Genomic DNA, 25,984 nt, shown 5'->3' with positions numbered 1-25,984 from the left:
CCTTCGCACGGCGCCCCGGTCAGGCTCTCCGGCCCGCCCTGCGCAGCGCGGCGCGGACACCGGCGCAGAGGACGGTGAGCAGTGCGAGGGCCGCCATCGCGAGCAGCCAGTTGCGTACGTAGTCGAGCGGCAGGACGGTGGGGTTGGCCACGGCGCCGGGCCGCAGCAGCGGAGGGAGGGCGATCGCGGTCAGGGAACCCGCGACGATCAGGGCCCCGCGAAGTACGCCGCGCAGGCGCAAGCCCGCCGCGGCGGTGAGGGCCGCGATCGCGATCACGAGGGGCGCGATCAACCCGTCGTGCACCACGACCGCTCCCGCGAGCCAGACGGCGATCCGCCACGGCTCGGGCTGCTGCAACAGCAGCCACCCGCCCCAGCCCGCGAGCACCAGCCCGAATCCGCCCACCGCGTATCGGAAACCCATCACAGGACCTCCAGTCGGCCGACCCACTTGGTCTGCAGGACACCGGGGCGGTTCGGGGCGATGATCCGCGCCGGATGGCCGTGATCCAGGGACAGCTCCTCGCCGTTCAGTCGCAGTGCCAGAAGGGTGAGCGGGTCCTGCGCGTAGAGCCGTCCCATCTCCATCACCCGGTAGGCCCCCACGGCTTCCAGGGACACCACTCGAACCCGCGCTCCCGGGCCGCCTCCCGCACGCTCCAGCAGGTCGCGCACCCGTACTCCGGTCCAGTGCGCGGACTTGCTCCACCCCTCGACGCACGCGAGGGGCAGGATGACCTCGTGCTGCGGCATGGCGCGCAGCTCGTCCAGCGTGAGGGTGAAGGGACGCGGTCCGGCCACGGTCAGCCGCCAGTCGGCCAGCAAGGCCTCGGTGACTCGCGCCGCGGCGGCCGTACGGTTCACGGGCAGCCCTTGGACACCGTGGGCGGGGCTGCGCGGGCCGAACAGCTCCAGCGGGCCGAGCGCGGTCACGGACTGTCCCACCGTCGTGAGCGTCACCGCTCCGACCGCGGCCGTGACGCCGAGGAGGAGTTGGCGGCGGTCCGGTCCGTCGGCCTCGGGCAGGGCCAGGGTTCCGGGGGAACGGATCGTGAAGTGGTCCCGGATCGTCGGCCACTGCACGGCGACGTGCAGGAGCAGCGAGCCCAGCAGGAGCCAGGCGACCGCGTAGTGCACGGGAACGAAGCCGAACGGCCACGGGTACCACTGGAAGGTGTTCAGCAGCCCGGTGAACAGCTCGAACAGTCCGGCGGCGACGAGGACGGCCACCGAGATCCGCTCCAGCGCGTGGAGCGCCGACCGCACCGGGGGCCAGGCGAACAACCGCGGGTACACCGCCCACAGTTTCGCCGTCAGCAGCGGGATCGCGGCGATCCCGGACGCCACGTGCAGCCCCTGGGTGAGCCGGTAGCCCCAGTACGGGCGGCTCGGCAGCCGGTCGGCCAGCCAACCCGGCGGGTGCTGGAGGTAGTGGCTCACCAGACCGGTCGCGAAGCAGACGAGCACGGCCAGGCCCAGCCAGCGGCCGATCGCGGTAGCGGTACGGGCATCGTGCAGGCGCGCCTTGAACGTCACGGGCGGCCCCGGAGGCAGGGTGAAAGGCATGCCCCCATCACACCCCCGGCGAGCCCTGCGCAGGGGGCCGGAACACCTTACGAAACGCGGACGGCCAGGGCGCCGCCCACCGGCGGACAGCCGATTGCTGGGACGCTTCCGCAGGTGAAACCCCACACTGCCCGCACGCCCCGCGCCGGGCTCCCCGTCACTGCCCTGACCCTCGCCGCACTCACGACGGCCCTCGTCTTCACCCTCCGGTACGGGGGCTACTTCAGCGACCCCGTCGGCCTGTTCCGGTGGTACGCGGCCTGCTGGGTGCTCTTCGCCGTGGCCCTGCTGGCGCTGCGCCGCGTCCCCGGTCGCCAGGTCGCACGGTTGATCGTGGCGGGGGCCGTCGCCGTCACGGTGACCGGGCTGGTGGGTCCGCCGCGGACGAGCACGGACTCGTACCGCTACGCCTGGGACGGCCGCGTCCAGTCCGCCGGCATCTCCCCCTACGACCACGCCCCGCAGGACCCGGCGCTCTCCCGGCTGCGCGACCCGTGGCTCTTCCCCACGGGCGCCGCCTGTACGGGCCCGGACCTCGCACCGATCCCGCCGGCCGACGGCGCCCGCCACTGCACCCGCATCAACAGGCCCGCCGTCCACACGATCTACCCGCCCGTGGCCGAGGCCTACTTCCTCGCCGTCGACCGGCTCGCCCCCGACGGTGCCCGACTGGGGCCGCTCCAGACCGGTGCCGCCCTGATCTCCCTCGGCGTCACGGGCGTTCTCCTGCTGATCCTGCGCCGGCGCGGCGACGACCTGCGCAAGGCCGCGTACTGGGCCTGGTGCCCGGCCGTCCCCATCGAGGCGGTCAACAACGCCCACATCGACGTCCTGGGCGTGCTCCTCGCAGTCGCCGGACTCGGCCTCGTCGCCTCGCGCGCCCTGACCCGGCGTGCGGCGGGCGGCGTGCTGATCGGCGCCGCCATCGCCACGAAGCTGATGCCCGCCGTCGTCCTCCCCGGCGCCCTGTCCGGCGTCCGGCGCATCCGTGACGCGGCCGCCGTACTGCTGCCCGCCGCGGCCTTCGTCGTACTCTCCTACCTCCCCTACGTCCTCGTCTCGCACGACTCGGTCTTCGGCTACCTCGGCGGCTACGTACAGGAGGAGGGCTACGAGGACGCCTCGGCCGGGTCCCGCTACTCGCTCCTGCGCCTGGTCCTGCCCGACTCCTGGGCGCTCCCCGCACTGGTCGCCATCATCGCCGCCGTGTCCCTGTACGTGATGTGGCGCGGGGACCCGCGGCGCCCCTGGAGCGGCGCCCTCCTCGTCACCGGCTGGGCGTTCGTCCTCCTGACCCCCGGCTACTCGTGGTACGCGCTGCTCCTGATCGCACTCGTCGCCCTCGACGGACGCTGGGAATGGCTGGGCATCGCACTCGCGGGCGCCGCCGTCTACGTCCTCGGCCCGGCCTTCGGCTACCGGCCGACGCTCGGCACCCTCGCGTACGGCACCACAGCCGCCCTCGTCCTCACCATGGCCTGCCTCCGACGGCGGGTCCCGGCGCCGGGGTCGCGTCGTGACATGCCTCCGGGAGACGAAATCCGTAGCAGACGTCCAGGACTTCGCCGATACGGCTCTCGGTGACTCGAGCGTCAAGGTGTGCTACGAGGTTGACTCGGAGACGGCATGCGCCGACCGCCCTTCGGGCCTGAGGCCGAAGAGCCGGCTCCTGCCGCCTCCTCGAATTGTCGGCCTGTGCGCTGGGGACTAGCGTGGCAAGGGTAAGCCTCGCCGGTTTCGCGGAGGCCGCCATGGCGCAACTCGCCGATCAGGCCGTCAGAGCGCTCAGTGACCGTGTCAGGGGAGACGTCCTGGGGACGGAGCATCCGGGGTACGACGCCGCCCGCGCCGTCGCGAACGGGGCCATCGACCACCGTCCCGCCCTGCTCGTCCGCTGTCTGGGACCCGAGGACGTCGCCGCCGCGCTGGCCTTCGCCCGTGACGAGCACGTGGAGGTCTCGGTGCGCGGCGGTGGTCACAACCCGGCCGGAGCCGCCGTCTGCCCCGACGGCCTGGTCGTCGACCTGACGGCGATGCGGCGGGTCGAGGTCGACCCCGGGGCGCGTACCGCACGCTGTGGCGGCGGAGCCACCCTGGCCGAGCTCGACGCCGCCACTCAGGCCCACGGCCTCGCTGTGCCGTCCGGCACCATCAGCCATACGGGTGTCGGAGGCCTGACCCTGGGCGGTGGTATGGGCTGGCTCACCCGCCGGCACGGACTGACCGTCGACAATCTGCTGGGCGCCGAGGTGGTGCTGGCCAACGGCACTCTGGTGCACGCGTCGGCGGACGAGAACCCTGATCTGTTCTGGGCGCTGCGCGGAGGCGGCGGCAACTTCGGGGTGGTCACGGCCTTCGACTTCGGGCTGCACCCGGTGGGGCCCGAGGTGCACGTAGGTGTCTTCTTCTGGGACATGTCGGTGGGCCGCGAGGCGTTGGAACTGGTACGCGAGGTGCTGCCGGCGCTTCCGCCGCGGCACAGCGCGTTGATCGGCATCGGGCTGAGCGCTCCGCCGGAACCCTTCGTGCCGCCCGAGCACCACGGCAAGCTCGGCCACGCGCTGATCATCGCGGGCTTCGCGGGCGCGGAGGAGCACGCCGCCGCAGCCACCCTGTTGGACGGCGGTCCGCCGAGGCTCTTCGAGATGCGGACCCCGCTGCCCTACACCCACCTGCAGAGCATGCTGGACGACTCCTCGCCGTACGGGATTCTCGATTACGAGAAGGGGCTGCCCCTCGCGGAGCTCAACGACGACGTGATCGCGCTGCTGAACGACTACCTGCTGCGCAAGACCTCGCCGCTGACCTTCTGCCCGGCCTTCCGACTGGACGGTGCCTTCGCCGAGGTCGACGAGGATGCCACGGCCTACGGGGGCACGCGCGACCCCGGTTACATGCTGGCCCTCACCGCCCTCACCTTCGACCCGGAGGAGCTCGTGGCGGACACCGCCTGGGTCAGGGGACTGTGGACCGAGCTGCTGCCGTCCGCGGTCGGCCCTGGTGGCTACGTCAACTTCATGGCCGAGATCGAGCAGGATCGCGTCCGGGCGGCCTACGGGCCGGAAAAGTACCAGCGGCTGGCGCAGATCAAGGCCAAGTACGACCCGGAGAACGTCTTCCACCGCAACGCCAACATCGTGCCGTCACTCGCCTGACGCGCCGACAGGTACAAGGCCCCCAACGGTTTGCCGCCGGGGCCCGACGTCGGCCGCGACCGTCATCACCTCGCCCGGCGGACGCGGGTCAGACCCGGCCGAGCTCCGCCGCACCGAAGGAGACGTCGAAGCGGTCGCACCAGATGGTCACGCTCGTGTACTCCGCAAGCTGCACTTCGGCGGGGATCGGGTAGTTCTGGTCCCCCTTGTTGCCCTTGAGCCTGCCCAGGCTGACGTGCTTCCCGTCGTCGAACACGCGCCATCCCGCCACCCCCTCCTTCACCGGGGCATCGGTCAGCCAGACCCGCAGGTCCGGACCGTTGCTGGTGTCCAGGTTCTCTAGGCGGAGCGCCCACGACCCGTCGGGCAGTTGCACGATCTTCGCCGTGCCGGTGGTGGTGTGTTCGTGGCTGATGAGCCCGCCCTGAGCGATGGTGCGGGGGCCGTCCGGTGCGGACGGGGCACCGGTCGAGCCGGGTTGGGGCGAAGCGGTCGGCGCCTGCGGTCGGGCCGCCGCGCTCGGGAGCGCCTCGTTGACCGTCTCGTCCGTCCACAGCTTCCAGGGCTGGAACCAGTACAGGCCCACGCCCATCAGCACCACTGCCACAAGCATCGCGCCGAGCACGACCGTCCGCCGCTTCCCGTTCCGTGCCACCACGCCGACCTTCCGTCCGGTTACTGCGCTCCAGGACGATTCAACCCCGGCTCCCGTCCCGGCCTCCAGCGTCGGCGGATGACGATTCCCTTACGCGTTGCAACGCCGCATCCCCCGAGGACCAGGCCGCGCTCCCCACGCGCCGGGCGGTCACATGCGGGTCGATCACGAACCAGGCGCAGGTTGTGCGACAGCCTCCGAAGGAATCAGGTGCCAGAGTTGTCGACGAACCCGACGATATCGAGGTATTCGATTTTGGGCGGGGCGCCGTAAATCCCCGTCACCTTGCCGACCAGCTCCTCCGTGAAGAAGGAGCGAGCTTTCTCCTCGTCATCCCAAACGTAGAAGTTCTTTGCGTGAACGCCGTCTTCGTCGAGCATGAAGCTCTTGAAGCGAAGGCCGGCCATGCCTTCGAACGGCGTTCGGAGTTCGCCGGCGATCTTTGCGAGAGATGAACGATCGAACTTGTCGGTCTGCGTGAAAGTCACGAGCACGCCGATCATCAGGTTTCCTATCGATTGGGTGAGCAAAGGTCGATCGAGAGACGCTAGCGGCGGATCGTAATACAAGCGGCCGGAAGTTCCGGTTCATTGGGCCGCGAGTCGGAGGGGCGGCTCGCGGCCGGCGATGCGGCCAGGAGCACAGCTGACCGACGCGCGCCCGGCCGGGAGCGGGGTGGGGCGGGCTCTCTCGGCCAAGACCCAGCGGTTGGCAGCCAGCGCGTCGTCCGGCTCGGGTAGCGGGCCTCGGCCGTGCAGCACAGTGAATTCGTACGGGGTGTGCACCGCCACCGTCCAGCCGCGGGCCGCGAGTTCGGCAGCCGTGTCCGGCCTGCGGCCTGTGGCGAACAGCGCCGGCAAGTCGATGCCGAGCCGCTGCCGGGCAGCGAGGTAGACCGGGGCGTTCCGAACCGCCGCGGATTCGGCGACGACTTCCTTCAGCTCGTACGCCAGCGTGCTGCCGGGAGCGCTCAGTGCGTGAACGCAGGCCATGAGCCGCTGCTCGGCATCGGCCGGGAGGTAGAGCAGCAGGCCCTCGGCGAGCCAGGCGGTCGGTACCGTCCGTTCAAAGCCCGCGCGGATGAGGGCGCCGACCCAGTCCCCCCGCAGGTCGGCCGGGATTGTCCGGCGCGCCGCCGCGGGCCGTGCGCATGTGCGATCCAGGACCTCCTGCTTGAACGTCAGCACCCCTTCGGTATCGATCTCGTGGACCGTGCAGCCCGCCGGCCAGTCGAGCCGGAAGGCCCGCGCGTCGAGGCCCGCGCCCAACAGCACCACCTGACGCACACCCGCCCGTGCGGACCGAAGCAGGTGGTCGTCCAATACCCTTGTCCGCAGGCCGAAGTAGCGGCCGAGCCGGCCCCAGAGCGGATCGGCCTCGCCGTCGGGCACCCCGTCGGGGTGGACCGGCCAGCGCGCCGAGACGGGGGCTGCGCGGACGAAGTGCTCGGCCAGCGGGTCGTGTGCCAGGGCGTCCGGCCGGTGGGTCTCGATGGCGCGGGCCGCCGCGACGAGCAGTGCGGTGCGGCCCACGCCGACGGTCACCCCGCCCGGGGCACCGCCGTCCGCACGAGCACCCCCTGACCGGGCTTCCGCTGGGATGGTCAGCCTCCGGACGCCGGGCACGCCCGCTCCTTCCGCGGCTGTTCGGGCGACGTCCAGGCCGCGGGATCGTCCCGAGTCAGGGTCCGGGCTCCGTACAGGGTGCGGGCGAAGCCCAGCACCTCTTCGTAGGGCAAGTGGAGCGAGGTGGTGCAGTCCGCGAGGACGGTGATGTGGTGGCCCTTCTGGAAGGCGGTGCGTGCCGTGGAGTCCACGCACACGTCGGCGAACAGGCCCGCCAGGATCAGGTGGCCGATACCCCGGGCCATGAGGTGCTGCTCGAAGCCCTCGGCGAGAAAGGCGTCGAAGCAAGCCCGCTTGGTGAAGACCCGCTCGCCCGGGGCTGGGGAGACCCGGTGGAACTCCGCGCCCCAGCTCCCCTCCAGACACTTGGGCGGCCTGCCCCGGCGCTGATCGCGCGAGCGCCAGGCGGGCCCTTGATGGGCGGGATCACCGACGAAGCGGACGAACAGCAGCTCCACGCCCCGCCGTCGCGCCTCGGCCACCGCCTGCAGGCTGCCCTCGGCCACACGCTCCAAGACGGCGGGATCCCCTGCGAAGCGGGCGGTGGCGACCGGGCCGGCACAGAAGTCGTTTTGCAGGTCCACCACGACCAACGCGGTGGCGGTCCCGGTGGCCGCGATCGGATCCGGATCCGAGGCTGCCGCCATGGCGCCGCTCATGAACGGTCGGCCGATGCGGCGTGAGCCGGGCCGACCGCCTGGGGCGTGCGCAGCAGGTCGACCAGTGCTTCGGCTACGGCGGTGGTGGAGTGCTCGCCGCCGAGGTCCGGGGTTCCCACCCCGAGGCGCGCCAGCTCGGTGAGGGCGGCCTCAACTGCTCCGACGGCGCCGGAAACGCCCGCATGCCGCTCGGCGACCCGTGCGGCCGCGCGGATCGTGGCCACCGGGTTGACCAGATCACGGCCCGCCAGATCATCGGCGGAGCCGTGCACGGTCTGGTATTCGACCAGTCCCGCGTTGCCGAGGCCCAGGCAGACGTTCTCGGTGCAACGGTTCTCCTGCCGTTCGGAGCCGAAGCGGTCCAGCAGGACGACGTGCATGATGTCGGCCCACTCGTTGCCTGCGATGAGCAAAGTGCGCTCGGGCAAGCCGTGGGCAATCAGGTTCCGGTTGACCGTGTCGGGCTGGAACACCTCGATCCGCAGGCCGAGTCGGTCGGCGATGCCGGCCACCCAATGGTCGAACGCGCCGTCCAGCAGATGGAACTTGTAGGCCATGACAACGCGGTCGATCCGCCCGTCCGGCCACTCCAGCCGGGCCCGTCGCACCGCGTACTCGATGACCGCCTCGGTGACTTCCCGACTGAACGTCAAGGTGCGGGTGAGACGGCCCGGGGCGTGCTGGTTCTCCCCCGTATAGAAGCCTTGGGCCTGGTCACGCACCAGCAGCAGGGAGGATCCGTCGGCCCGGAGCAGGTCCACCTTGACGGCGCGCAGGCGTTGGCGCACCAGGTAGAGCGACTGGGCGTTGATCGCGGTGCGGAACAGCGCCGTGGCACCCCGGGCGGCCAGGGTCCGGCAGAAGTCCTCGTAGTGGTCGGCGTCCTGCGCGGTCAGCCTCTGGACACGGGCCGGATCACCCTCGGCACGCAGCGAGACGTACGAGTGGTAGAGGCGGTCGGGGCGCAGGATCCGCACCCCGGTCGGGTGGTCGGCGGTGAGCGCTGCCAACACCCGCTCGAAGACGACGGCGAGCTCCGGGCCGGTGCCCCGGCCGGCCGCGAGCCCGATCACGGGCGCGGCCGGGGCACCGGCGCCGAGGGCGCCGGCACCGATCTGGTGGCCGATCACAGTCACCGTGCCGCGTTCGAGACCAGCTGGTCTCCCGCAATGCCGGCCTTTTCGGGCCGGTAGTAGTCGCGGATCGCCCCGGCCCAGACCGCCACCTCGACACGGTCACCGTCGACCGGGCCCAGAGCATCGAACAGTGCCTGGATATTGGGGAGTTCGAAGCCGATCGCGGTCATCAGGGCGACGAAGTCGGGCCGCGTGACCAGCCGGTCGCCATCCGGGTCGCCGAGCCCTGCCAGAGCCTCGGCGAACTCGTCCACCACGGCGTGGAACCGCTGCGGATCGAGCACCACGGCCGTGAACTCCTCGGGGCTGATCCGGCCGTCGCCGTCCGCGTCCAGCTCACCCACCAGGGTCTCCCAGTAGCGGCCCAGCGCGGCGGCAAGCCGGTCCTTCGCGACAGCACCGGCCTGCGGCAGCGCGGCCGCGATCCGACTCGTCATCAGGTCGAAGTCGGCCGACTCGATGACACCGTTGCCGTCGACGTCGAAGAGCGAGAACACGAGCCCAATGCGGTCGGTGGCCTCGAAAGTGGGCATGACGGAACGCCTCTCGGTCAGAAGGAAGGGATGGCAGCCGAGGATCACGGCCCGGCCGTTGATCCAGTATCCGGTCCCAGCCGGCGCCCAAGGGCGCCAACGGGTATCAGCCAGACCTTTGCACCCGATCGAGCTAATCCACCGTCAGGCGGGATGACTCGTCGAGAACGGGCTACGGGGCAGCGTGGACAGCTCCCCCTCCCGCCCGCAGCGTCACACAAAGGTGCCTGCTGACGGCCGTCGTCCCTTGTCGGCGAGCCGGACGACGTCGCTGCCCTTGGCAGAGTCAGCCTCACCGATGCCGTGCCGGACGGATCCGAACGCAAGGCCCCCGGGCCGGACGGTCGACGTCACGAGCCTCCGGCAGGCAGCCGTCCTGATCGCGGGATGGCTCTGCGGTGATCACCAGCCGTCGCTGGCATCCGTACGCGGCCGGAGCAGCCCGGAATCCAGGACATGCCGGGCCGGCGGCCCGAACGGGCAGCGAGCGGCCACAGGCGACGTGCTCGACCGTCTCAGCGAGCCGGGATCCGGCCGACCGCGGCAAGGCGCCCACGCCGATCCCGAACTCGCACATGGTCATCGCACACGACCCCGCGGTTTCAGGTGAGTTGGGGGAATCTCGGGTGCCGGGATCGGGGGGCCGTCGTAGCCCTTGACCTCGCCGAATCGGGTTCCGTTCATCCAGTCCTCGCGGGCCTGGACGATCTCTTCATGACTCCTGGCCACCCAGTTCCAGAACATGACGATCTCCTCCTCGAACGGCTCGCCGCCCAGGAGCATCAAGCCCGCGTCGGAGACCGCGCGCAAGGGGAGCTCGGTGCGGCCGCAGCCCAGGTAGAGCATCGAGCCGGGCAGGACCGGGACGCCGTCGACGTGGGCTTCGCCGGACATCGACAGGACCGCGTACTCGAAGTCCGGGTCGAGGGGGAGGCGGGTCTCGGTGCCCGCCGCCAGGGCCAGGTCGGCGCCGACGATCGGGGTGTAGGCCGTGCCGGGCGAGGTGGCGGTGTCCAGGGTGCCCAGGATGACCGTCGCCGTCAGGCCCGGGGCCGTGACGTGCGGGAGCTCCGCGTGGTGCTGGAAGTGCGGCTCCACGTCCCGGTGGGCGTCCGGCAGGGCGACCCACAGCTGCGCGCCGTGCAGGAAGCGGGCGTGCGGGCGCGGGCTCTCCTCGGAGTGGCTGATGCCGCGGCCGGAGGTCATCAGGCCCAGCTCGCGCGGGCGGACCGTGGCGAGGCTGCCGACGCTGTCGCGGTGCAGCACCTCGCCCTCGTGGAGCCAGCTCACCGTCTGGAGCCCGGAGTGGGGGTGGGGGGCGACCTGCATGCCCGGCTCGTCGGCGATGTCGTCCGGGCCGTAGTGGTCCACGAAGCACCAGGCGCCCACCATGCGGCGGCCCAGGTTCGGCAGGAGTCGGCGTACCTCGGTGGACTCCCCGAGCCTGACCGTGCGCGGGCTGAGGAGCTCGCGTACCGGTTCGGCCACGACGAAGCCGCGGCCGCCGCAGGCGGAGAGAGCGGGCTGGCGATCGAGATTGCTCATGCTGACAACCTAGTCCCGAGAGCCTTGAGGCGGCGGCCGCCTCGTATGGAATGTTCCGTCGGGCGGGCTTGTTCGAGCGGGGGAACCAGGAGGAAGGAAGAGACAGCATGACGAACGGGCCGACGGCTTACCTCGGGCACGGAACGGCAGCCGAGCGCTGGGACCGGGCCCGGCTGTTCTTCGACGCGAAGGAGTACGCGACGGCCGCCCGCGTCCTGGACCCCCTCGCGGCCGAGGTGCCCGAGCAGCTGGCGCCGCGGCTGCTGCTGGCCCGCGCCTACTACCACTCCGCCCAGCTGTCCCGTGCCGAACGGGAGCTGCGCGCCATCCTGGAGCGCTGGCCGGTGGAGGACTACGCGCAGCTGATGCTCGGTCGCACCCTGGAGCGGCTCGGCCGGGCCGACGAGGCCCGCCCGTACCTGCGCACGGCCGCCGCGATGGCCGGCGACTTCCCCGAGTAGGGGGCGCGGAGCAGGGCCGATCGGCCCCAGCCGGCGCGGGCCCGGCCCGTCCGGTCGGGGGCCGGGCTCCGGCTCGGTTAGCCTGGGTCGCATATGAACCGCCTGACCACGCCTTTCGGCTCCTACGAGCTCACCCGCTTCCCCGAGGACCCGCGCGACCGGCTCCGCGCCTGGGACGCCGCCGACGAGTACCTGCTGCGCCACCTCGAATCCGGTACCGGGGAGCGCGGTCCGGTGGACCTGGCCGCCGCCTCCGGCCGGATCACCGTGCTCGGGGACCGCTGGGGGGCGCTGACGACGGCGCTCGCCGCCTTCCACCCGACGCAGATCACCGACTCCGCCCTCTCCCGCTCCGCCACCGCGGCCAATCTGGACCGGGCCGGCATCGGGACGTCCAAGGCGACGGTGACGCTGCTGACCACGCAGGACCCGCCGCCCGAGCGGATCGACGTCCTGCTGGTGCGCGTGCCCAAGAGCCTGGCCCTGCTGGAGGACCAGCTGTACCGGCTGGCCCCGCACGTGCACGCGGGCACCGTGGTCGTCGGCACCGGCATGGTGAAGGAGATCCACACCTCCACGCTGCGGCTCTTCGAGAAGATCCTCGGCCCGACGAGGACCTCCCTCGCGGAGAAGAAGGCCCGGCTGATCTTCTGCACGCCGGGCACCCCCGGTGCCATCCGGCCCACGGCCGCCGACCCGTGGCCGCTGACGTACACGGTGGACGAGGACGGCGGCTCGGGCGCCGGGCTGACCGTCGTCAACCACGCCGGGATCTTCTGCGCGGACCGGCTCGACGTCGGCACCCGCTTCTTCCTCCAGAGCCTGCCGACCAACACCGACGGCGCCCGCGTCGTGGACCTGGGCTGCGGCAACGGTGTCGTGGGCACGGCGGTGCAGGTGCACGACCCCGACGCCGAGGTCGTGTTCACGGACGAGTCCTACCAGGCGGTCGCCTCGGCGCGGGAGACGTACAAGGCGAACGTCCGCGAGGGCCGGCGGACCGCCGAGTTCTTCGTCGGCGACGGGGTGGCGATGCTGGATCCCGGCTCCGTCGACCTGGTGCTCTGCAATCCGCCGTTCCACTCCCACCAGGCCACGACGGACGCTACGGCGCTGCGGATGTTCGCGCAGTCGCGCAAGGTGCTGCGGCCCGGCGGCGAGCTGTGGATCGTCGCCAACCGGCACATGGGCTACCACACCCACCTGCGCCGGCTGTTCGGCAACAGCGAAGTCGTCGCGAGCGAGCCGAAGTTCGTGGTGCTGCGGGCGGTCAAACGGCGCGAGCAGCCGCGGCCCGTGTGACCTGCCGGTGCGGGCCCTTGTGACCTGCCGGTACGCAGCCTTGTGACCTGCCGGTACGTCCTACACTCGGCCGCGTGAGCAGCAGTCAGGTGGAGGACGTGAGCGGTGGCGGGCGCTACCGCCGCGAGGACGTGGCCCGGGCGGCCGGTGTCAAGGTGCGCAACCTGCGCTACTACCAGGAGCGCGGGCTGCTGCCGCCGCCGCGCCGCGAGGGCCGGATCGCCTGGTACTCCGACGACCACCTGACCCGGCTGCGCCTGATCAGCGACCTGCTGGGGCGCGGCTACACGGTCAACGGCATCGCCGAGCTCCTGCAGGCCTGGGAGGACGGCGGCGGCCTGTCCCAACTGCTGGGCCTGGAACGGGAGATGACCCGGGACTGGGTGCAGGAGGAGCCGGTCACGATGACCCGCGCCGAGCTGCGGGAGCTGTTCGGCCCGACGGCCACCGCCGAGGACACCCTGCGGGCGGCGGAGCTGGGGTACGTGACGGTCGACGGGGACCTGGTCACGCACCCGAGCCGCAGGCTGCTGGACGCGACGCTGACGCTCGTACGGCAGGGGGTGCCGCTCGCCGAGATCCTGGACGCGGGGGACTTCGTACAGGCGCAGGCGGCCGCGCTCGCGGACCGGTTCGTCGGACTGTTCCGGCGGCATGTGATCGGTGCGCAAGGGCTGGAGCGGCTTTCGGCCACGCAGCTCCAGCACATCACGGCGGCGGTGGCCGCACTGAGGCCGGTGGCCGGCGAGGTGGTGGCCACGGAGTTCGCGCGGGCGATGGCGCGCCGGGTCGACGCGGAGGTCGCCGAACTGCTGCGTACGGAGCAGTAGGAGTCGGCCGAAAGGGTGCGCTCGCACAACCTTGCCAACCACCATTGGCACTCTTACATTCAACTCGTCGGTAACAACGGTGCACAGCCGAAATAAGGGACGATCTCATGGCAGATTCCCCCGAGTTACCCGAGATTCCGAAACCGCTCGCATCCCCCGCAGTGCCCTACGGTGCCGGACGCGTCCGCTGGCGCCGGTTCGCGGTGCTGACCGTCCCCGCCGTCGCCGTCACCGCCGGCCTCGGCATCGCCCTCGCGCAGGGCGCGCTCGCCGCCTCCTTCGCCGTGTCGGGGCAGCAGTTCAAGGTGTCGGCGAAGAGCCTGGAGGGCGAGGGCTTCGCCCAGTACGGCAGCGTCGACGTCAACGCCCGCGAGGAGCTCATCCCCGTGGCGGTCACCGCCATCCGCGAGGCGAAGCTGAACAGCCTCTGCCAGTCCGTGGTCACCTCCCTGCCGGTGATCGGGGACATCTCACTCAACCTCACCGCCGGTCAGAAGACCCCGGTCGAGGCGAGCAACCTGTTCGTCGACGCGACGCAGCTCGCCGGCGACGCCGTGTTCTCCAACATCGAGATCGGGCGCGACGCCTCCACCCTCGACAAGGGGCCGGCCGAAGCCCAGGGGATGCAGGACCTCTTCGCCCAGCAGGCGGACCGGGTCAGCATCACCAACCTCCAGCAGACGGCGTGGGCGACCAACGCCGGCACCTTCAAGCTCTCCGGGCTCGCCATGGGCATCAGCAAGGGCAAGAAGGAATGCTTCTGACCCGCTGGCGGCGGTGGCGGCGCAGCCGGCCGTTCTGGGGAGGGCTCCTCGCGATCCTCGCCGGGACGGAGATCTGCCTCCTGCCGCTCGCACCACTGAAGGTCATGCTCCAGCAGGGGGTGGCGGGCATCCCCTCCGTGCTGATGGGCATCGTCATGATCGTGCTCGGGCTCACCGCCTGGTTCTCACCCCCGCAGCGGAACCTGTCCGGTGTCCTCACCACGCTGATCGCCACCGCGGCCCTGGTCCTGTCGAACCTGGGCGGGTTCCTGATCGGCACCCTGCTCGGGATCCTCGGCGGCGGCCTGATGTTCGCCTGGCAGCCGTACGCCGCCACGCCGCGCCCGGGCTCCTCCCCCAGCCCCACTCCCCCTCCCACCCTGCACCAGGATCCCCAAGGAGCACAGCCATGAGCCGTACGCGCACCGCGCTCGCCCTCGGGTTGGCCGCCGCCGGAGCCCTGTCGGTGGCCTCGGTCACCGCCACCGCCACCGCCGCGCCGTTGCCCGCGGCCGGGTCGACCACCGTCACCCCGGCCGGGCACTCCTTCAAGGCCACCCTCAGCGGGAAGGCCACCCTCAAGGCCGGGTCGGTGACGGTGACCTGTACGGTCTCCGTCTCCACCGGCACGGTGCCGGCCGCGCCCGGCAACCACAACGCCGCCGGGCCGGTCTCCTCGCCGATCTCGCCGCCGACGTACAGCTCCTGCACCTCCAGCATGCCGGGCGTGACCCCCACGGTCACCACCAGCGGCGCCTGGTCGGTGTCGATGCAGGACGGCTCCCCCGTCACCGCGACCATGACCGTGCCGGTCGGCGGGCTGGTGGTCAAGACGACGGGGCTCGCCTCCTGTACCGTCACGGCGGCGCCCACGGCCGCGGCCAACGTCGGCGGCACCTGGGCCAACGGCGCGCCGTCGAGCCTGACCTTCACCAACGCCTCCGTGCCGGTCAAGGTCACCGGCGGGTTCGGCTGCCCGACGAGCGCGACCTCGTCCACCTTCAACGCCGTCTACCTCGTCGCCGACACGACCGACCCGGCCCAGCAGATCACCGTGGGCCCCTGACCCCGCGCACGAGTGGCCCGCCGCGCCGGCCGCGCCTACGGGCGGGCCACGACCACCCGGTAGTGGGTCGTCAGCCGCCCGTCCTCGCCCAGCACGTGGAAGGCGACGGCGGGCGGCTCGTCGAGGTGGACGTGGTGGTCGGGTGCGGTCTGGACCTCCCAGGGGAGCCGCAGGGTGGAGACCACGCCCGGCGCGACCAGCAGCGGGCGCCCGGCGAAGGTGGTCGCCGCCGCGGTGTGGGCGTGCCCGCACAGGAAGGCCTTGAGGTGCGGGTGCCGCTCGGCCAGCGCCGCGAGCCGCTCCTCGCCGAACTGCCGGATCTCGTCCACGTACGGGGTGTGCAGCGCAGCCGGCGGGTGGTGGAAGGCGACCAGCACCGGGGTCTCCCGCGGCGTGTCGGCCAGTACGCCGTCCAGCCAGCCGAGCGTGGACTCCTCCAGCAGGCCGTGGTCCTCGCCGGGGACGGAGGAGTCGCACACCGCGAGCACGAACCCGTCCCCGCGCAGCACCTGGTCGACCGGTGCCGCGGCCGCGGCGGGCCCCTCCCCCAGCAGCCCCTGCCGGAAGGCGACCCGCTCGTCGTGGTTGCCGGGGCAGATGACCAACGGGTGCCGGGAGCGCAGCAGTTTGGCGGCTTCCTCGTATTCGGCGGCGGTGGCGTGGTCGGCTATGTCACCGCTGACCAGGACGGCGTCCAGGTCGTACGGCAGGCTGTCGAGGTACTCCATGACGGCGCGGGTGCGGTCGGCGGCCCGCGTGCCGCCGTCGAGATGGACATCGCTGAGGTGGGCGATCACGATCACGAGCGGTGACTCCTTCGTCTCTGATCAAGAGAAGTGATCATCCTAGTCAACAGGGCTGCCGGCTCCGGGGGCTTGGGACGGTCGGGCCGGAAATCGGCTCGTGGTTTCCACGCGTACAGCGGGTAGGCTTGTGAACGCAGCTGGTTCGCTCCCGTCCGCCAGGCGGGACGCGTCGCAAGAGGGAACCCGGTGGGAATCCGGGACTGCCCCGCAGCGGTGAGCGGGAACGACCGCCGTCATACGCACTGGGACCGGAACCGGTCCTGGGAAGCGACGGCCAGTAGGTGCCGCCTCTCGAAACAGAGGTCGGTGTGCCCGCGAGTCCGAAGACCTGCCCGTTGCCCGTGCGCGAACGACCGCGCACGGTTTCCCGGTGACCTCGTGGGCGGGTCGGCGTGCACCTCAGGCGGGTCTCCCGTCGCGTACCCAGCCGTACGCGACCCCGGCGGGCCGCCCGTTCCGGCACCCCTTCGCGCCTTCGGCCCTCACCGGGCCATGGAGACAGGCTCGCGAAGGAGAGTTCCGTGACAGACAAGTCCGCAGCCGCGGCAGCACGGCCCACCGTGTACGGCTACCCCCGGCAGGGTCAGAACCGCGAACTGAAGAAGGCCGTCGAGGGCTACTGGAAGGGCCGCGTCACCGCCGATGCCCTCCACCGCACCGCCCGGGACCTGCGCCGCTCGAACTGGCGGCAGCTCGCCGGGGCCGGCATCACCGAGGTGCCGACCGGCGACTTCTCATACTACGACCACGTGCTGGACACCAGCGTGATGGTCGGCGCCGTTCCCGCCCGGCACCGGGCGGCGGTCGCCGCCGACGCCCTCGACGGCTACTTCGCGATGGCCCGCGGCACCCAGGACGTGGCGCCGCTGGAGATGACCAAGTGGTTCGACACCAACTACCACTACCTCGTCCCCGAACTCGGCCCCGACACCGCCTTCACCGCCGACTCGGCCAAGCAGGTCGCGGAGCTGCGCGAGGCCCTCGCCCTCGGGCTGGCCCCGCGGCCCGTGCTCGTCGGCCCGGTCACCTACCTCCTGCTGGCCAAGCCGGCCCCCGGCGTCGCACCCGGCTTCCAGCCGCTGACCCTCCTGGACCGGCTGCTGCCCGTCTACGCGCAGGTCCTCGCCGACCTGCGGGCGGCCGGCGCCGAGTGGGTGCAGCTGGACGAGCCGGCCCTCGTCCAGGACCGGACCCCGGCCGACCTGGGCGCCGCGGCCCGCGCCTACCGGGAGCTCGGCGCGCTCACCGACCGGCCCAGGATGCTGGTCGCCTCGTACTTCGACCGGCTGGGCGACGCCCTGCCGGTGCTCGCGAAGGCGCCCGTCGAGGGCCTGGCCCTGGACTTCACCGAGCGGGCCGCCGGCAACCTCGCCGACCTCGCCGCCGTGGGCGGCCTGCCCGGCAAGCGCCTGGTCGCCGGCGTGGTCAACGGCCGCAACATCTGGATCAACGACCACGCGAAGTCCCTCACCACCCTGGGCACGCTGCTGGGCCTCGCCGACCGCGTCGACGTCGCCGCGTCCTGTTCCCTGCTGCACGTCCCGCTGGACGTCGCCGCCGAACGCGACATCGACCCGCAGGTCCGCCGCTGGCTGGCCTTCGCCCGGCAGAAGAGCGCCGAGATCACCACGCTGGCCCGCGGCCTGGCCCACGGTACCGACGCGATCGCGGCCGAACTCGCCGCCAACCGGGCCGACCTGGCCTCGCGGGCGAGCTCGGCGCTCACCCACGACCCGGCCGTACGGGCCCGCGCCGCCGCGGTCACCGCGGCCGATGCCCGCCGCCCGCAGCCCTACGCCGACCGGGCCCCCGCCCAGCGGGCCCACCTGCGCCTGCCCCCGCTGCCCACCACCACGATCGGCTCCTTCCCGCAAACCCCGGAGTTGCGCACCGCCCGCGCCGACCTGCGCGCCGGACGCCTCGGCACGGACGGCTACGAGGAGCGCATCGAGGCCGAGATCCGCGAGGTCCTCGCCTTCCAGGAGAAGGCGGGCATCGACGTGCTCGTGCACGGGGAGCCCGAACGCAACGACATGGTCCAGTACTTCGCCGAACAGCTGACCGGCTACCTGGCCACGCAGCACGGCTGGGTCCAGTCGTACGGGACGCGCTACGTCCGCCCGCCGGTCCTCGCCGGCGACATCTCCCGCCCCGACCCGATGACCGTCCGCTGGACCTCCTACGCCCAGGCGCAGACGGGCCGTCCCGTCAAGGGGATGCTGACCGGCCCGGTCACCATGCTGGCCTGGTCCTTCGTACGCGACGACCAGCCGCTCGGCGACACCGCCCGCAAGGTGGCCCTCGCCCTGCGGGACGAGGTGAACGACCTGGAGGCCGCGGGGACTTCGGTGATCCAGGTGGACGAGCCCGCCCTGCGTGAAACCCTTCCGCTGCGGGCCGACGGGCACGCCGAGTACCTGGCCTGGGCCACCGAATCGTTCCGGCTCACCACGAGCGGGGTCCGGCCGGAGACCCAGATCCACACCCACATGTGCTACGCGGAGTTCGGCGACGTCCTCCAGGCCATCGACGACCTCGACGCGGACGTCATCAGCCTGGAAGCCGCCCGCTCCCACATGCAGGTGGCGGACGAACTCGCGGGCGCGGGCTACCCGCGCGAGGTCGGGCCGGGCGTCTGGGACATCCACTCGCCGCGCGTCCCCTCCGCCGACGAGGCGGCCGCCCTGCTGCGCAAGGGGCTCCGGGCGATCCCGGCCGAGCGGCTGTGGGTCAACCCGGACTGCGGCCTGAAGACCCGCGGTTGGCCGGAGACCCGGGCCTCCCTGGAGCACCTGGTCGCGGCGGCCCACACGGTCCGCTCCGAGCTGACCTCCGGCTGACCGGTCCCGGGAAACCAGCGAGGGCCCGGCGGCATCCGGCCGCCGGGCCCCGCGGCACGTGGGGCACCTGGGGCACGCGATCCAGGCGGGATACAGAAGAAGTACAAGAATTGCTCAGATCGTGCGCACCCGGGTGCACCGCCCGGAATCGCGGTGCGAGGATGAGCCCGCCATGACACCAGGCCCCTGTTCCCGAGCCGCCCGGGCTGCGATGTTCGCAGCCGTCTGCGTGCTGCTCGCGGCCACCGGCCACCACCTCATGACCGCAACGGCCTTACCCTGGTGGGCCGTTGCCGCTGCGGGGGCCTGTACGACGGCCACGGCCTGGGGGTTGGCCGGGCGTGAACGCGGCCTGCCCACCGTCACCGCGGCGGCCGTGGCCGTCCAGGCGGCCCTCCACGCGGGCTTCTCCCTGGTCCAGGCCGCCGCCCAGCCGTCCCTGCCGGGCGTCGGCTCGTTCGCCGGGCGGTGGGGCGCGTACCTGGCCTGCGCGGGCGGACCCCGGACGTCGATGCCGGCCATGCCTGCGATGCCGTCGATGCCCTCGATGGCGGACACAGGCGCACACGCCCACGCCCACCACGCCCTGCACGGGATGGCGGCCACGTCTCCCTCCGGGATGGGCCCGGCCGACATGTCACCCGGCGGCATGTCACCGACCGGCATGCTGGCGGCCCACCTGCTGGCGGCCGTACTCGCCGGCCTGTGGCTCGCGTACGGGGAGCAGGCCGCCTTCCGGATCCTGCGCGCGCTCGCCGGGTGGCTCCAGGCGCCGCTGCGCCCGCTGTTCGGCCTGCCGCGGGTCCCGCACCGGCCGCACGTCCGGATACGCCGCGCCCGCCGGAACGCCGGCCTCCGGCAGCTCCTCCTCGTCCACGCCATCACCTCAAGGGGTCCGCCGACGGGAACCGCTGTCCTCTGACAGCCGGCTCCCCGAGCGCGCACCGGCCTCCGCGCCGCGCCTCGGGCATCGGCCATGCCCTCCGGCAGGCCGTACACCCATCACCGGCCTGCGGCGTGCCGCGCCGGACACCCCTTCACCGTAAGGACCTTGAGGCGATGACCCCTGCCCTCCTGCCCACCCGGCAGTCCCCCGCCGGCCGCACACCGGCCCGGCACACCCCCGATTCCGACGCGGCGGTGACGCGCCTGGCCCTCGCCGCGCGCGATGGAGACCCGGCGAAGGCCGACCGGTTCGTACGGGCCCTCCAGCGCGACGTCTGGCGCTACGTGGCCTACCTGAGCGCCGACCCCCAGGCGGCCGACGACCTCACCCAGGACGTGTTCCTCCGCGCGCTTGGCGCCCTGCACCGGTTCGAGGGCCGTTCCTCGGCCCGCACCTGGCTGCTCTCCATCGCCCGCCGCACGGTCGTCGACAGCCTCCGCCACTCCGCCGCCCGCCCCCGGCTGTCGGACCGCCACGACTGGCAGACCGCGGCCGAGCAGACCCAGCCGCAGGGCGTCCCCGGCTTCGAGGACGGCGTCGCCCTCGCGGAGCTGCTGGCGACGATCCCGGCCGAACGCCGGGAGGCCTTCGTCCTCACCCAGCTCCTGGGCCTGCCCTACGCCGAGGCGGCCGAGGCGATCGGCTGCCCCGTCGGCACCGTCCGCTCCCGCGTCGCCCGCGCCCGTACGTCGCTCATGGCGCTCCTGACGGACACGGACACGGACACGGACGCAGCGGCGGTCACGGGCACGGACGCCGACGCGGCCTCGGCCACGCGCGCCCAACAGCCCCCCGCCCGGGGCCGCTACGGATCCTCGGCCACAGTAGGGTCGACGCCCGCTTTCGCACCCTCGCCGGTTGCCTGTGCGGGCGTCAGCTCTGCGGCGTGATGCCCAAGGACCGGATGAGCTGGGCGAGTTCTTCGCGGAAGAGCTTCTCCGGGCTGAGGGTCTGACCCTGCATATGGCCGTAGATCTCCAGTGACACCAGGCCGTGCAGATGGCTCCAGATGCGCAGGGCGAGGGCCACGCCGGCCGGGGGGAGGTCGGGGTAGGCCGGCCGGACCTTGCCCAGCAGACCCGGGTCGAAGTCGGACCACTCGAAGTCACTGTCCGAGTAATGGAGTTCGGCGTGCGGCCAAGCCGCGGCGGCGAGTGCGGTGATGCCGGTGCAGACGCGGTGGGCGGCTTCGGGCGCTGCGCCTCCCTCGGGGGGCAGGTACCCGGGGACGGGGTCGCCGTAGATGAGGCGGAAACCCTCGGGGTTGGCCAGCGCCCACTCCCTGAAGGCGCGGGCCCATGCCTGGATCCGCACGGCGGGGTCCTCGGCGGGGGCGGCGGCCCAGGCGGCGTCCACGGTGTCGGCCAGCGAGGTGTAGACGTTGCCGATCAGCGTGGTGACCAGGTCGTCGCGCGTGGCGAAGTAGCCGTAGATGGCGTTGGCCGTCATGCCCATCTCGCGCGCGATGGCCCGCAGCGTGATCGCGTCGGGCCCCCCTGAGGCCATCAGCCCCAGTGCGACCTTCTTGATCTCGGCGGTCGTCTCGGCCCTCAGCCGCTCACGGCGCCCCTTGGTGTTCCCCACGGTTCCCATGGCCACTCACTCTACAGCGTCACAATACTGACCCGCGTATCTCAACTTTACGCCGTATAGTCTCTGCATGCCGTGAAGAACGGTGCGCTGCACACGACCAACCAGGGAGAGCCATGCACATCGGAGTCATCGGGGCCACGGGCGGCATCGGTAGTCGCGTCGTCGCCGAAGCACTCGACCGGGGGCACCACGTCACGGCATTCAGCCGCGACGCCACGCGGATCGACGAGAACCGAAAGAACGTCGTCTGGCGGAGCGTCGATGTCCTCGACCCCGACAGCATCACCGCCGTCATATCCGGCCTCGACGTGCTGATCAGCGGCTTTCAGCCCGGAAACGCCGCCAGGGACATCGCCGACACCGTGGCGCGTTCGATCGCCGACCCCACGGTGTACGCCACGGCCGCGCGAGCGCTCCTGAAGGCGCTCGAGAGTCATCCGCGGATCCGGCTCATCGTCATCGGCGGCGCCGGCAGCCTGGAGATCGCGCCCGGAGTCGTACGGGCCGACTCCGACGCACTCGTGCACGAGACCCTCGACGCGATCGGCCTGCCCAGGGAGTACTCCGCCGCGGTGCGCGGCCACCGCGACGCCCTGAACGTCCTGCGCACCTCCAACCGGCTGTGGACCTACTTCAGCCCCGCGGAGGACATCGCACCCGGCGAACGCACGGGCCGCTTCCGGATCGGCGGCGACCAGCCGGTCCTCGACGCGGACGGGCGCAGCCGCATCTCCATGGAGGACGCCGCCGTCGCCCTCGTCGACGAGGCGGAGCTCCCGCGCTTCGTCCAACGCCGCTTCACCATCGGCTACTGACGGCGATACGTCTCCAGCAGGCGCAGCCAGACCTCGCTGATCGTGGGGAAGGCGGGGACCGCGTGCCACAGGCGGTCGATCGGGACTTCCCCGGCGACCGCGATGGTCGCCGAGTGGAGCAGTTCGGCGGCGCCCGGGCCCACGAAGGTGGCGCCGAGGAGGACCTCGCGGTCCAGGTCGACGACCATCCGGGCGCGGCCCCGGTAGCCGTCCGCGTACAGGCCGGCGCCCGACACCTTGGACAGGTCGTAGTCGACGGCGCGCACCCGGTGGCCGGCCCGTTCGGCCTCGGCCAGGCCGAGGCCGACAGCCGCCGCCTCCGGGTCGGTGAAGACCACCTGCGGGAGGGCCAGCGTGTCGGCGGTCGCCGCGTACGGGCCCCAGCGCCCGGTGTCGGCTCCGGTCTCCGCCGGGGCGGCGGCCGCCGCGCGGGCGGCGATGGCGGCGCCCGCGATCCGGGCCTGGTACTTGCCCTGATGGGTGAGGAGCGCGCGGTGGTTGACGTCCCCGACGGCGTACAGCCAGTCGTGTCCGGGCACCCGGCAGCTCTCGTCGACCCCGATCCACTCGCCGGGGGCCAGCCCCACCGTGTCCAGCCCGATGTCCTCGGTCCGTGGCGAACGGCCCGTCGCCATCAACAGCTCGTCGCCCACCACGGTCTCGCCGCCCTCCAGCACGACGGTGACGGGCCCGGTCGAACCGTCCCGTACGACCGCCTCGACGGTCACGCCCGTACGGACCACCGCGCCGGCCTCGCGCAGCGCGTCGGCGACCAGCTCGCCCGCGAAGGGCTCCATGCGCGGGAGCAGCCGGGAACCGCGTACGAGGAGGGTGACCTGCGATCCGAGGCCCTGCCACGCGGTGGCCATCTCCGCGGCCACCACCGAACCGCCCACGATCAGCAGCCTGCCGGGGGCCTCCTGGGCGGAGGTCGCCTCCCGGCTGGTCCAGGGACGGGCCCCGGCGATGCCCGGCAGGTCGGGGACCACGGCCCGGGAGCCGGTGGCGACGACCACCGCGTGCCGGGCAGACAGCACGTGGTGCTCGCCCTCGGGGCTGGTGACGGCGACCTTCCGGATCCCGTAGAGCCGGCCGTGGCCGCGGTACAGGTGGGCGCCGATCGAGTCGAGCCAGTCGAGCTGGCCGTCGTCCTTCCAGCTGCCGGTCCAGTAGTCGCGGTGCGCGAACACCGCCGCCGGATCCAGCGGCCCCCGGACGGCCTCCGACAGACCCGGGACCCTGCGGGCGTCGGCCCGCGCCAGCACGGGGCGCAGGAGCGCCTTGCTCGGGATGCAGGCCCAGTACGAGCACTCCCCGCCCACCAGCTCGCTCTCCACCAGCGCCGTGCTCAGCCCGGCGGCGCGGGTCCGGTCGACGATGTTCTCGCCGGCCGGTCCCCCACCGAGCACCACGACGTCGTACTCCACGGCTTCGGTCATACGGGCCAGTGTCACCGCCCGGCCGCGGCCGCGTCACGCACTCAGGCCTCCGGCGTGCCGGACTCGCCCGCGGCCTGCTGCCCGGCGGCGATCTTGGCGCGGACCTCGTCCATGTCGAGGGCCCGGGCCTGGCCGATGAGGTCGGTCAGCGCCGCCTCCGGCAGGGCGCCGGGCTGCGCGAAGATGGCCACCTGGTCCCGGACGATCATCAGGGTCGGGATCGAGGTGATCTGGAAGGCCCCGGCCAGCTCCTGCTGCGCCTCGGTGTCGACCTTCGCGAAGACCAGGTCGGGATGGGCTTCCGAGGCCCGCTCGAAGACCGGGGCGAACTGCAGGCACGGCCGGCACCAGCCCGCCCAGAAGTCGATCAGCACGAACGGGTTCTCGCTGACCGTCTGGTCGAAGTTTTCCTTGGTGAGCTCGACTGTAGCCACGGTTTCCAGACCTCCTGATTGAGCCGTCTGCTCCCTGAACGAACGACCGGCCCGCATCATTCCGCGCGGGTCAGAAGGGATGACCGGCGGGGGCGGTGCGGGCGGTGGTCCAGCGCAGCTCCGTGAACGCGTCCAGGTTCGCTTCCCCGCCGAAGCGGGCGCCCGTGCCGGAGGCGCCGACCCCGCCGAAGGGGGCGACGGCCTCGTCGTTGACCGTCTGGTCGTTGATGTGCGCGATCCCGGTCGGGATCCGTTCGGCCAGGTCCAGTCCGCGCCCCGCGTCCCGCGTCACGATCCCGAGGGAGAGGCCGTACGGGCCCGTCGAAGCCAGCTCCACCGCCTCCTCCTCCGTCGCGAAGGACCGTACGGGCGCGACCGGGCCGAAGACCTCCTCCGCGTAGGCGGGGGTGTCGTCGGCGACTCCCGCCAGCACGGTCGGCCGGTAGAAGAGGTCCTGGTGGGTGCCGCCCGCCACGAGCTTGGCGCCCTGCTCGGCGCTCGCCTCCACCAGGGCGTGTACGCGCTCCAGCTGGCCGCGGTCGATCAGCGGGCCCAGGTGGACCTGCTCGCGGTACGGGTCCCCCACCACCAGGGCCTCGGCCCGGGCGGCGAGCCGCTCCACGTACTCGTCGTACAGCGAGGCGTGCACGAGGTGGCGGCCGGCGGTCATGCAGATCTGGCCCTGGTGGAAGAAGGATCCCCAGGAGGCCTGGGCGACGGCGGCCTCGACATCGGCGTCGCGGAGCACGACGAGGGCCGAGTTTCCACCCAACTCCAGGTGCGCACGCGTAAGGTGACGACCAGCCAGCTCACCGACGACCCGGCCGGTGGCGGTGGATCCGGTGAAGGACACCACCCGTACCAGAGGATCGGCGACCACCGCGGCCCCCGTCTCGGCGCCCCCGGGCAGGACGTGCAGGAGCCCGCCGGGCAGGCCCGCGGCGGCGAAGACCGCGGCGAGGGCGAGGCCGCCGCAGACGGCGGTCCGGCGGTCCGGCTTGAGCAGCACCGCGTTGCCGAGCGCCAGCGCGGGCGCGACCGAGCGGATCGACAGGATCAGCGGGGCGTTGAACGGGGCCACGACCCCGACCACCCCGGCCGGCACGCGCCGGGTGAAGGACAGCCGGGGGGCCTCGCTGGGCAGCACCTGCCCGGTCGGGCGGGAGGCCAGCGCGGCGGCCTCGTAGCACTCCTGCGCGGCGACGTGCAGCTCGAAGGCGGCCTTGCCGGGTATCGACCCGGATTCGCGCACCAGCCATTCACCGAGCTCCTCGGCATGCGCGGCGAACAGGTCCCCGGCACGCCTGAGCACGGCCGCCCGCTCCAGGTGGGTGGCGCGCGCCCAGTCGCGCTGGGCGGCCCGGGCTCGTACGGCGGCCTCGGTGACGTCGGCGGGCGCGGCCAGGTCGATGGTGGCGAGGGTCCGGCCGGTGGCGGGTTCGACGACCGGCGCGGCGCCGCCGGTGAGGGTGGGTCCGTCCTGCCAGAGCGTCGGGTCGAGGAGCGGCATGGCGCGGGGCCTCCGGGTGAGGATGGGCGGGGGGCGGCAGCACGCGCCATCGTGCCAGACCGGCAGCTCCACTTCTGTTCAGTTATTGGGCAGTTGACACCCCACCATGACCGGAAACGATCGCCCCCAGCCGCCGAGGCCGGGGCCGGGGGCGGGGTGGGGTGTCGGCCGGGACTAAAACGAGATGATTTCGGCGCGAGCCCCCGCCGGACGAAGCAACTCCGGAAAGGGCGCCGAACATCGAAGCCCGTCCCGGACGACACCCCACCCCGCCCCCGGCCCCCCGCCCACCCCACCCCGCCAA

At 72.5% G+C, this 25,984-nt stretch carries 25 protein-coding genes, 1 pseudogene and 1 riboswitch; of the genes and pseudogenes, 12 read left to right on the top strand and 14 right to left on the bottom strand.

Annotated elements, in window-relative coordinates:
• Nucleotides 1-19: 19 nt before the first annotated feature.
• Together ACFTXQ_RS34090 and ACFTXQ_RS34085 are read right to left on the bottom strand one after the other, a co-directional pair.
• Nucleotides 20-424, bottom strand: a complete 405-nt coding sequence (locus tag ACFTXQ_RS34090) for a hypothetical protein (RefSeq protein WP_382648754.1) — start codon at nucleotides 422-424, stop codon at nucleotides 20-22.
• On the bottom strand, nucleotides 424-1,566 hold the full coding sequence (locus ACFTXQ_RS34085; protein WP_382648751.1) for a molybdopterin-dependent oxidoreductase: 1,143 nt from the start codon (nucleotides 1,564-1,566) through the stop codon (nucleotides 424-426). The genes ACFTXQ_RS34090 and ACFTXQ_RS34085 overlap by 1 nt, the downstream gene beginning before the upstream one ends.
• Before the next feature lie 114 nt (nucleotides 1,567-1,680).
• Between ACFTXQ_RS34085 and ACFTXQ_RS34080 the strand changes: the two genes are divergently transcribed.
• Both ACFTXQ_RS34080 and ACFTXQ_RS34075 read left to right on the top strand, forming a co-directional pair.
• Complete coding sequence (locus tag ACFTXQ_RS34080) at nucleotides 1,681-3,150, top strand: glycosyltransferase family 87 protein (protein ID WP_382648749.1); 1,470 nt, start codon at nucleotides 1,681-1,683, stop codon at nucleotides 3,148-3,150.
• Between the two features lie 128 nt (nucleotides 3,151-3,278).
• A complete protein-coding gene (locus ACFTXQ_RS34075; protein ID WP_382648746.1) occupies nucleotides 3,279-4,721 on the top strand; it encodes an FAD-binding oxidoreductase in 1,443 nt (480 codons plus the stop codon).
• Between the two features lie 88 nt (nucleotides 4,722-4,809).
• On the opposite strand, the gene ACFTXQ_RS34070 is transcribed toward ACFTXQ_RS34075, so the two are convergent.
• The 7 genes from ACFTXQ_RS34070 to ACFTXQ_RS34040 all read right to left on the bottom strand — a co-directional run bounded on the left by ACFTXQ_RS34070 (nucleotide 4,810) and on the right by ACFTXQ_RS34040 (nucleotide 10,874).
• On the bottom strand, nucleotides 4,810-5,334 hold the full coding sequence (locus ACFTXQ_RS34070; protein ID WP_382648766.1) for a DM13 domain-containing protein: 525 nt from the start codon (nucleotides 5,332-5,334) through the stop codon (nucleotides 4,810-4,812).
• A gap of 248 nt (nucleotides 5,335-5,582) precedes the next feature.
• Entirely contained in the window at nucleotides 5,583-5,879 is a 297-nt protein-coding gene (locus ACFTXQ_RS34065) for a hypothetical protein (RefSeq protein ID WP_382648744.1), read from the bottom strand.
• Nucleotides 5,880-5,963: 84 nt separating this feature from the next.
• Nucleotides 5,964-6,920: an SAM-dependent methyltransferase gene (locus ACFTXQ_RS34060; protein WP_382648741.1), complete on the bottom strand. Its 957-nt coding sequence runs from the start codon at nucleotides 6,918-6,920 to the stop codon at nucleotides 5,964-5,966.
• Between the two features lie 59 nt (nucleotides 6,921-6,979).
• The gene (locus ACFTXQ_RS34055; RefSeq protein WP_382648738.1) at nucleotides 6,980-7,648 is read right to left on the bottom strand and encodes a cysteine hydrolase family protein; all 669 of its coding nucleotides are present in this window, start codon (nucleotides 7,646-7,648) and stop codon (nucleotides 6,980-6,982) included.
• 8 nt (nucleotides 7,649-7,656) lie between these two features.
• Nucleotides 7,657-8,790 (bottom strand): isocitrate/isopropylmalate family dehydrogenase, encoded by a 1,134-nt coding sequence (locus ACFTXQ_RS34050; protein ID WP_382648763.1) that lies wholly within the window; start codon nucleotides 8,788-8,790, stop codon nucleotides 7,657-7,659.
• Between the two features lie 2 nt (nucleotides 8,791-8,792).
• Nucleotides 8,793-9,329 (bottom strand): EF-hand domain-containing protein, encoded by a 537-nt coding sequence (locus ACFTXQ_RS34045; protein WP_382648736.1) that lies wholly within the window; start codon nucleotides 9,327-9,329, stop codon nucleotides 8,793-8,795.
• Nucleotides 9,330-9,908: 579 nt separating this feature from the next.
• Nucleotides 9,909-10,874, bottom strand: a complete 966-nt coding sequence (locus tag ACFTXQ_RS34040) for a pirin family protein (protein ID WP_382648734.1) — start codon at nucleotides 10,872-10,874, stop codon at nucleotides 9,909-9,911.
• Between the two features lie 107 nt (nucleotides 10,875-10,981).
• Between ACFTXQ_RS34040 and ACFTXQ_RS34035 the strand changes: the two genes are divergently transcribed.
• The 6 genes from ACFTXQ_RS34035 (at nucleotide 10,982) to ACFTXQ_RS34010 (ending at nucleotide 15,297) form a co-directional block, all read left to right on the top strand.
• Nucleotides 10,982-11,335: a tetratricopeptide repeat protein gene (locus tag ACFTXQ_RS34035; RefSeq protein WP_382648731.1), complete on the top strand. Its 354-nt coding sequence runs from the start codon at nucleotides 10,982-10,984 to the stop codon at nucleotides 11,333-11,335.
• Nucleotides 11,336-11,437: 102 nt separating this feature from the next.
• Nucleotides 11,438-12,637 carry a methyltransferase gene (locus ACFTXQ_RS34030; RefSeq protein ID WP_382648760.1) on the top strand — a complete coding sequence of 400 codons (1,200 nt, stop codon included), beginning with the start codon at nucleotides 11,438-11,440 and terminating at the stop codon, nucleotides 12,635-12,637.
• Nucleotides 12,638-12,711: 74 nt separating this feature from the next.
• Nucleotides 12,712-13,467, top strand: coding sequence for a MerR family transcriptional regulator (locus ACFTXQ_RS34025; RefSeq protein ID WP_382648728.1), 756 nt, complete (start codon nucleotides 12,712-12,714; stop codon nucleotides 13,465-13,467).
• 161 nt (nucleotides 13,468-13,628) lie between these two features.
• Complete coding sequence (locus tag ACFTXQ_RS34020; RefSeq protein WP_382648725.1) at nucleotides 13,629-14,231, top strand: DUF6230 family protein; 603 nt, start codon at nucleotides 13,629-13,631, stop codon at nucleotides 14,229-14,231.
• Entirely contained in the window at nucleotides 14,222-14,644 is a 423-nt protein-coding gene (locus ACFTXQ_RS34015; protein WP_382648723.1) for a DUF6114 domain-containing protein, read from the top strand. The genes ACFTXQ_RS34020 and ACFTXQ_RS34015 overlap by 10 nt, the downstream gene beginning before the upstream one ends.
• Nucleotides 14,641-15,297, top strand: a complete 657-nt coding sequence (locus ACFTXQ_RS34010) for a hypothetical protein (RefSeq protein ID WP_382648720.1) — start codon at nucleotides 14,641-14,643, stop codon at nucleotides 15,295-15,297. Before ACFTXQ_RS34015 ends, ACFTXQ_RS34010 begins: the two co-directional genes overlap by 4 nt.
• 35 nt (nucleotides 15,298-15,332) lie before the next feature.
• On the opposite strand, the gene ACFTXQ_RS34005 is transcribed toward ACFTXQ_RS34010, so the two are convergent.
• Nucleotides 15,333-16,100, bottom strand: a complete 768-nt coding sequence (locus ACFTXQ_RS34005) for a metallophosphoesterase (RefSeq protein WP_382648717.1) — start codon at nucleotides 16,098-16,100, stop codon at nucleotides 15,333-15,335.
• 124 nt (nucleotides 16,101-16,224) lie between these two features.
• Nucleotides 16,225-16,454, top strand: a riboswitch (cobalamin riboswitch).
• A gap of 170 nt (nucleotides 16,455-16,624) precedes the next feature.
• Between ACFTXQ_RS34005 and metE the strand changes: the two genes are divergently transcribed.
• From metE to ACFTXQ_RS33990, 3 genes and pseudogenes are all read left to right on the top strand, one after another.
• Nucleotides 16,625-18,943 carry a 5-methyltetrahydropteroyltriglutamate--homocysteine S-methyltransferase gene (metE, locus tag ACFTXQ_RS34000; RefSeq protein ID WP_382648714.1) on the top strand — a complete coding sequence of 773 codons (2,319 nt, stop codon included), beginning with the start codon at nucleotides 16,625-16,627 and terminating at the stop codon, nucleotides 18,941-18,943.
• A gap of 172 nt (nucleotides 18,944-19,115) precedes the next feature.
• Complete coding sequence (locus ACFTXQ_RS33995; protein ID WP_382648712.1) at nucleotides 19,116-19,865, top strand: hypothetical protein; 750 nt, start codon at nucleotides 19,116-19,118, stop codon at nucleotides 19,863-19,865.
• 137 nt (nucleotides 19,866-20,002) lie between these two features.
• A pseudogene (locus tag ACFTXQ_RS33990) lies at nucleotides 20,003-20,606 on the top strand (sigma-70 family RNA polymerase sigma factor); the annotation flags it as partial.
• Nucleotides 20,607-20,762: 156 nt separating this feature from the next.
• Here the strand turns inward: ACFTXQ_RS33990 and ACFTXQ_RS33985 are convergent.
• Nucleotides 20,763-21,482 carry a TetR/AcrR family transcriptional regulator gene (locus ACFTXQ_RS33985; protein ID WP_382648709.1) on the bottom strand — a complete coding sequence of 240 codons (720 nt, stop codon included), beginning with the start codon at nucleotides 21,480-21,482 and terminating at the stop codon, nucleotides 20,763-20,765.
• Nucleotides 21,483-21,595: 113 nt separating this feature from the next.
• Here ACFTXQ_RS33985 and ACFTXQ_RS33980 point away from each other — a divergent pair, with 113 nt between their 5' ends.
• Nucleotides 21,596-22,297, top strand: a complete 702-nt coding sequence (locus ACFTXQ_RS33980) for an NAD(P)-dependent oxidoreductase (RefSeq protein ID WP_382648706.1) — start codon at nucleotides 21,596-21,598, stop codon at nucleotides 22,295-22,297.
• Here ACFTXQ_RS33980 and ACFTXQ_RS33975 read toward each other — a convergent pair.
• From ACFTXQ_RS33975 to ACFTXQ_RS33965, 3 genes are read right to left on the bottom strand one after another with little or no spacing between them, the layout of a single operon-like run.
• Entirely contained in the window at nucleotides 22,291-23,736 is a 1,446-nt protein-coding gene (locus ACFTXQ_RS33975; RefSeq protein WP_382648703.1) for a dihydrolipoyl dehydrogenase family protein, read from the bottom strand. The two genes, ACFTXQ_RS33980 and ACFTXQ_RS33975, sit on opposite strands and share 7 nt — an antisense overlap.
• A 41-nt stretch (nucleotides 23,737-23,777) precedes the next feature.
• Nucleotides 23,778-24,227, bottom strand: coding sequence for a thioredoxin family protein (locus ACFTXQ_RS33970; protein WP_382648757.1), 450 nt, complete (start codon nucleotides 24,225-24,227; stop codon nucleotides 23,778-23,780).
• 13 nt (nucleotides 24,228-24,240) lie between these two features.
• Nucleotides 24,241-25,680 carry an aldehyde dehydrogenase family protein gene (locus tag ACFTXQ_RS33965; RefSeq protein WP_382648700.1) on the bottom strand — a complete coding sequence of 480 codons (1,440 nt, stop codon included), beginning with the start codon at nucleotides 25,678-25,680 and terminating at the stop codon, nucleotides 24,241-24,243.
• Nucleotides 25,681-25,984: the final 304 nt, after the last annotated feature.

The organism is Streptomyces sp. NPDC057010 (assembly GCF_042673805.1).
GTDB lineage: Bacteria > Actinomycetota > Actinomycetes > Streptomycetales > Streptomycetaceae > Streptomyces.
This window is presented reverse-complemented; position numbering and strand designations above follow the sequence as displayed.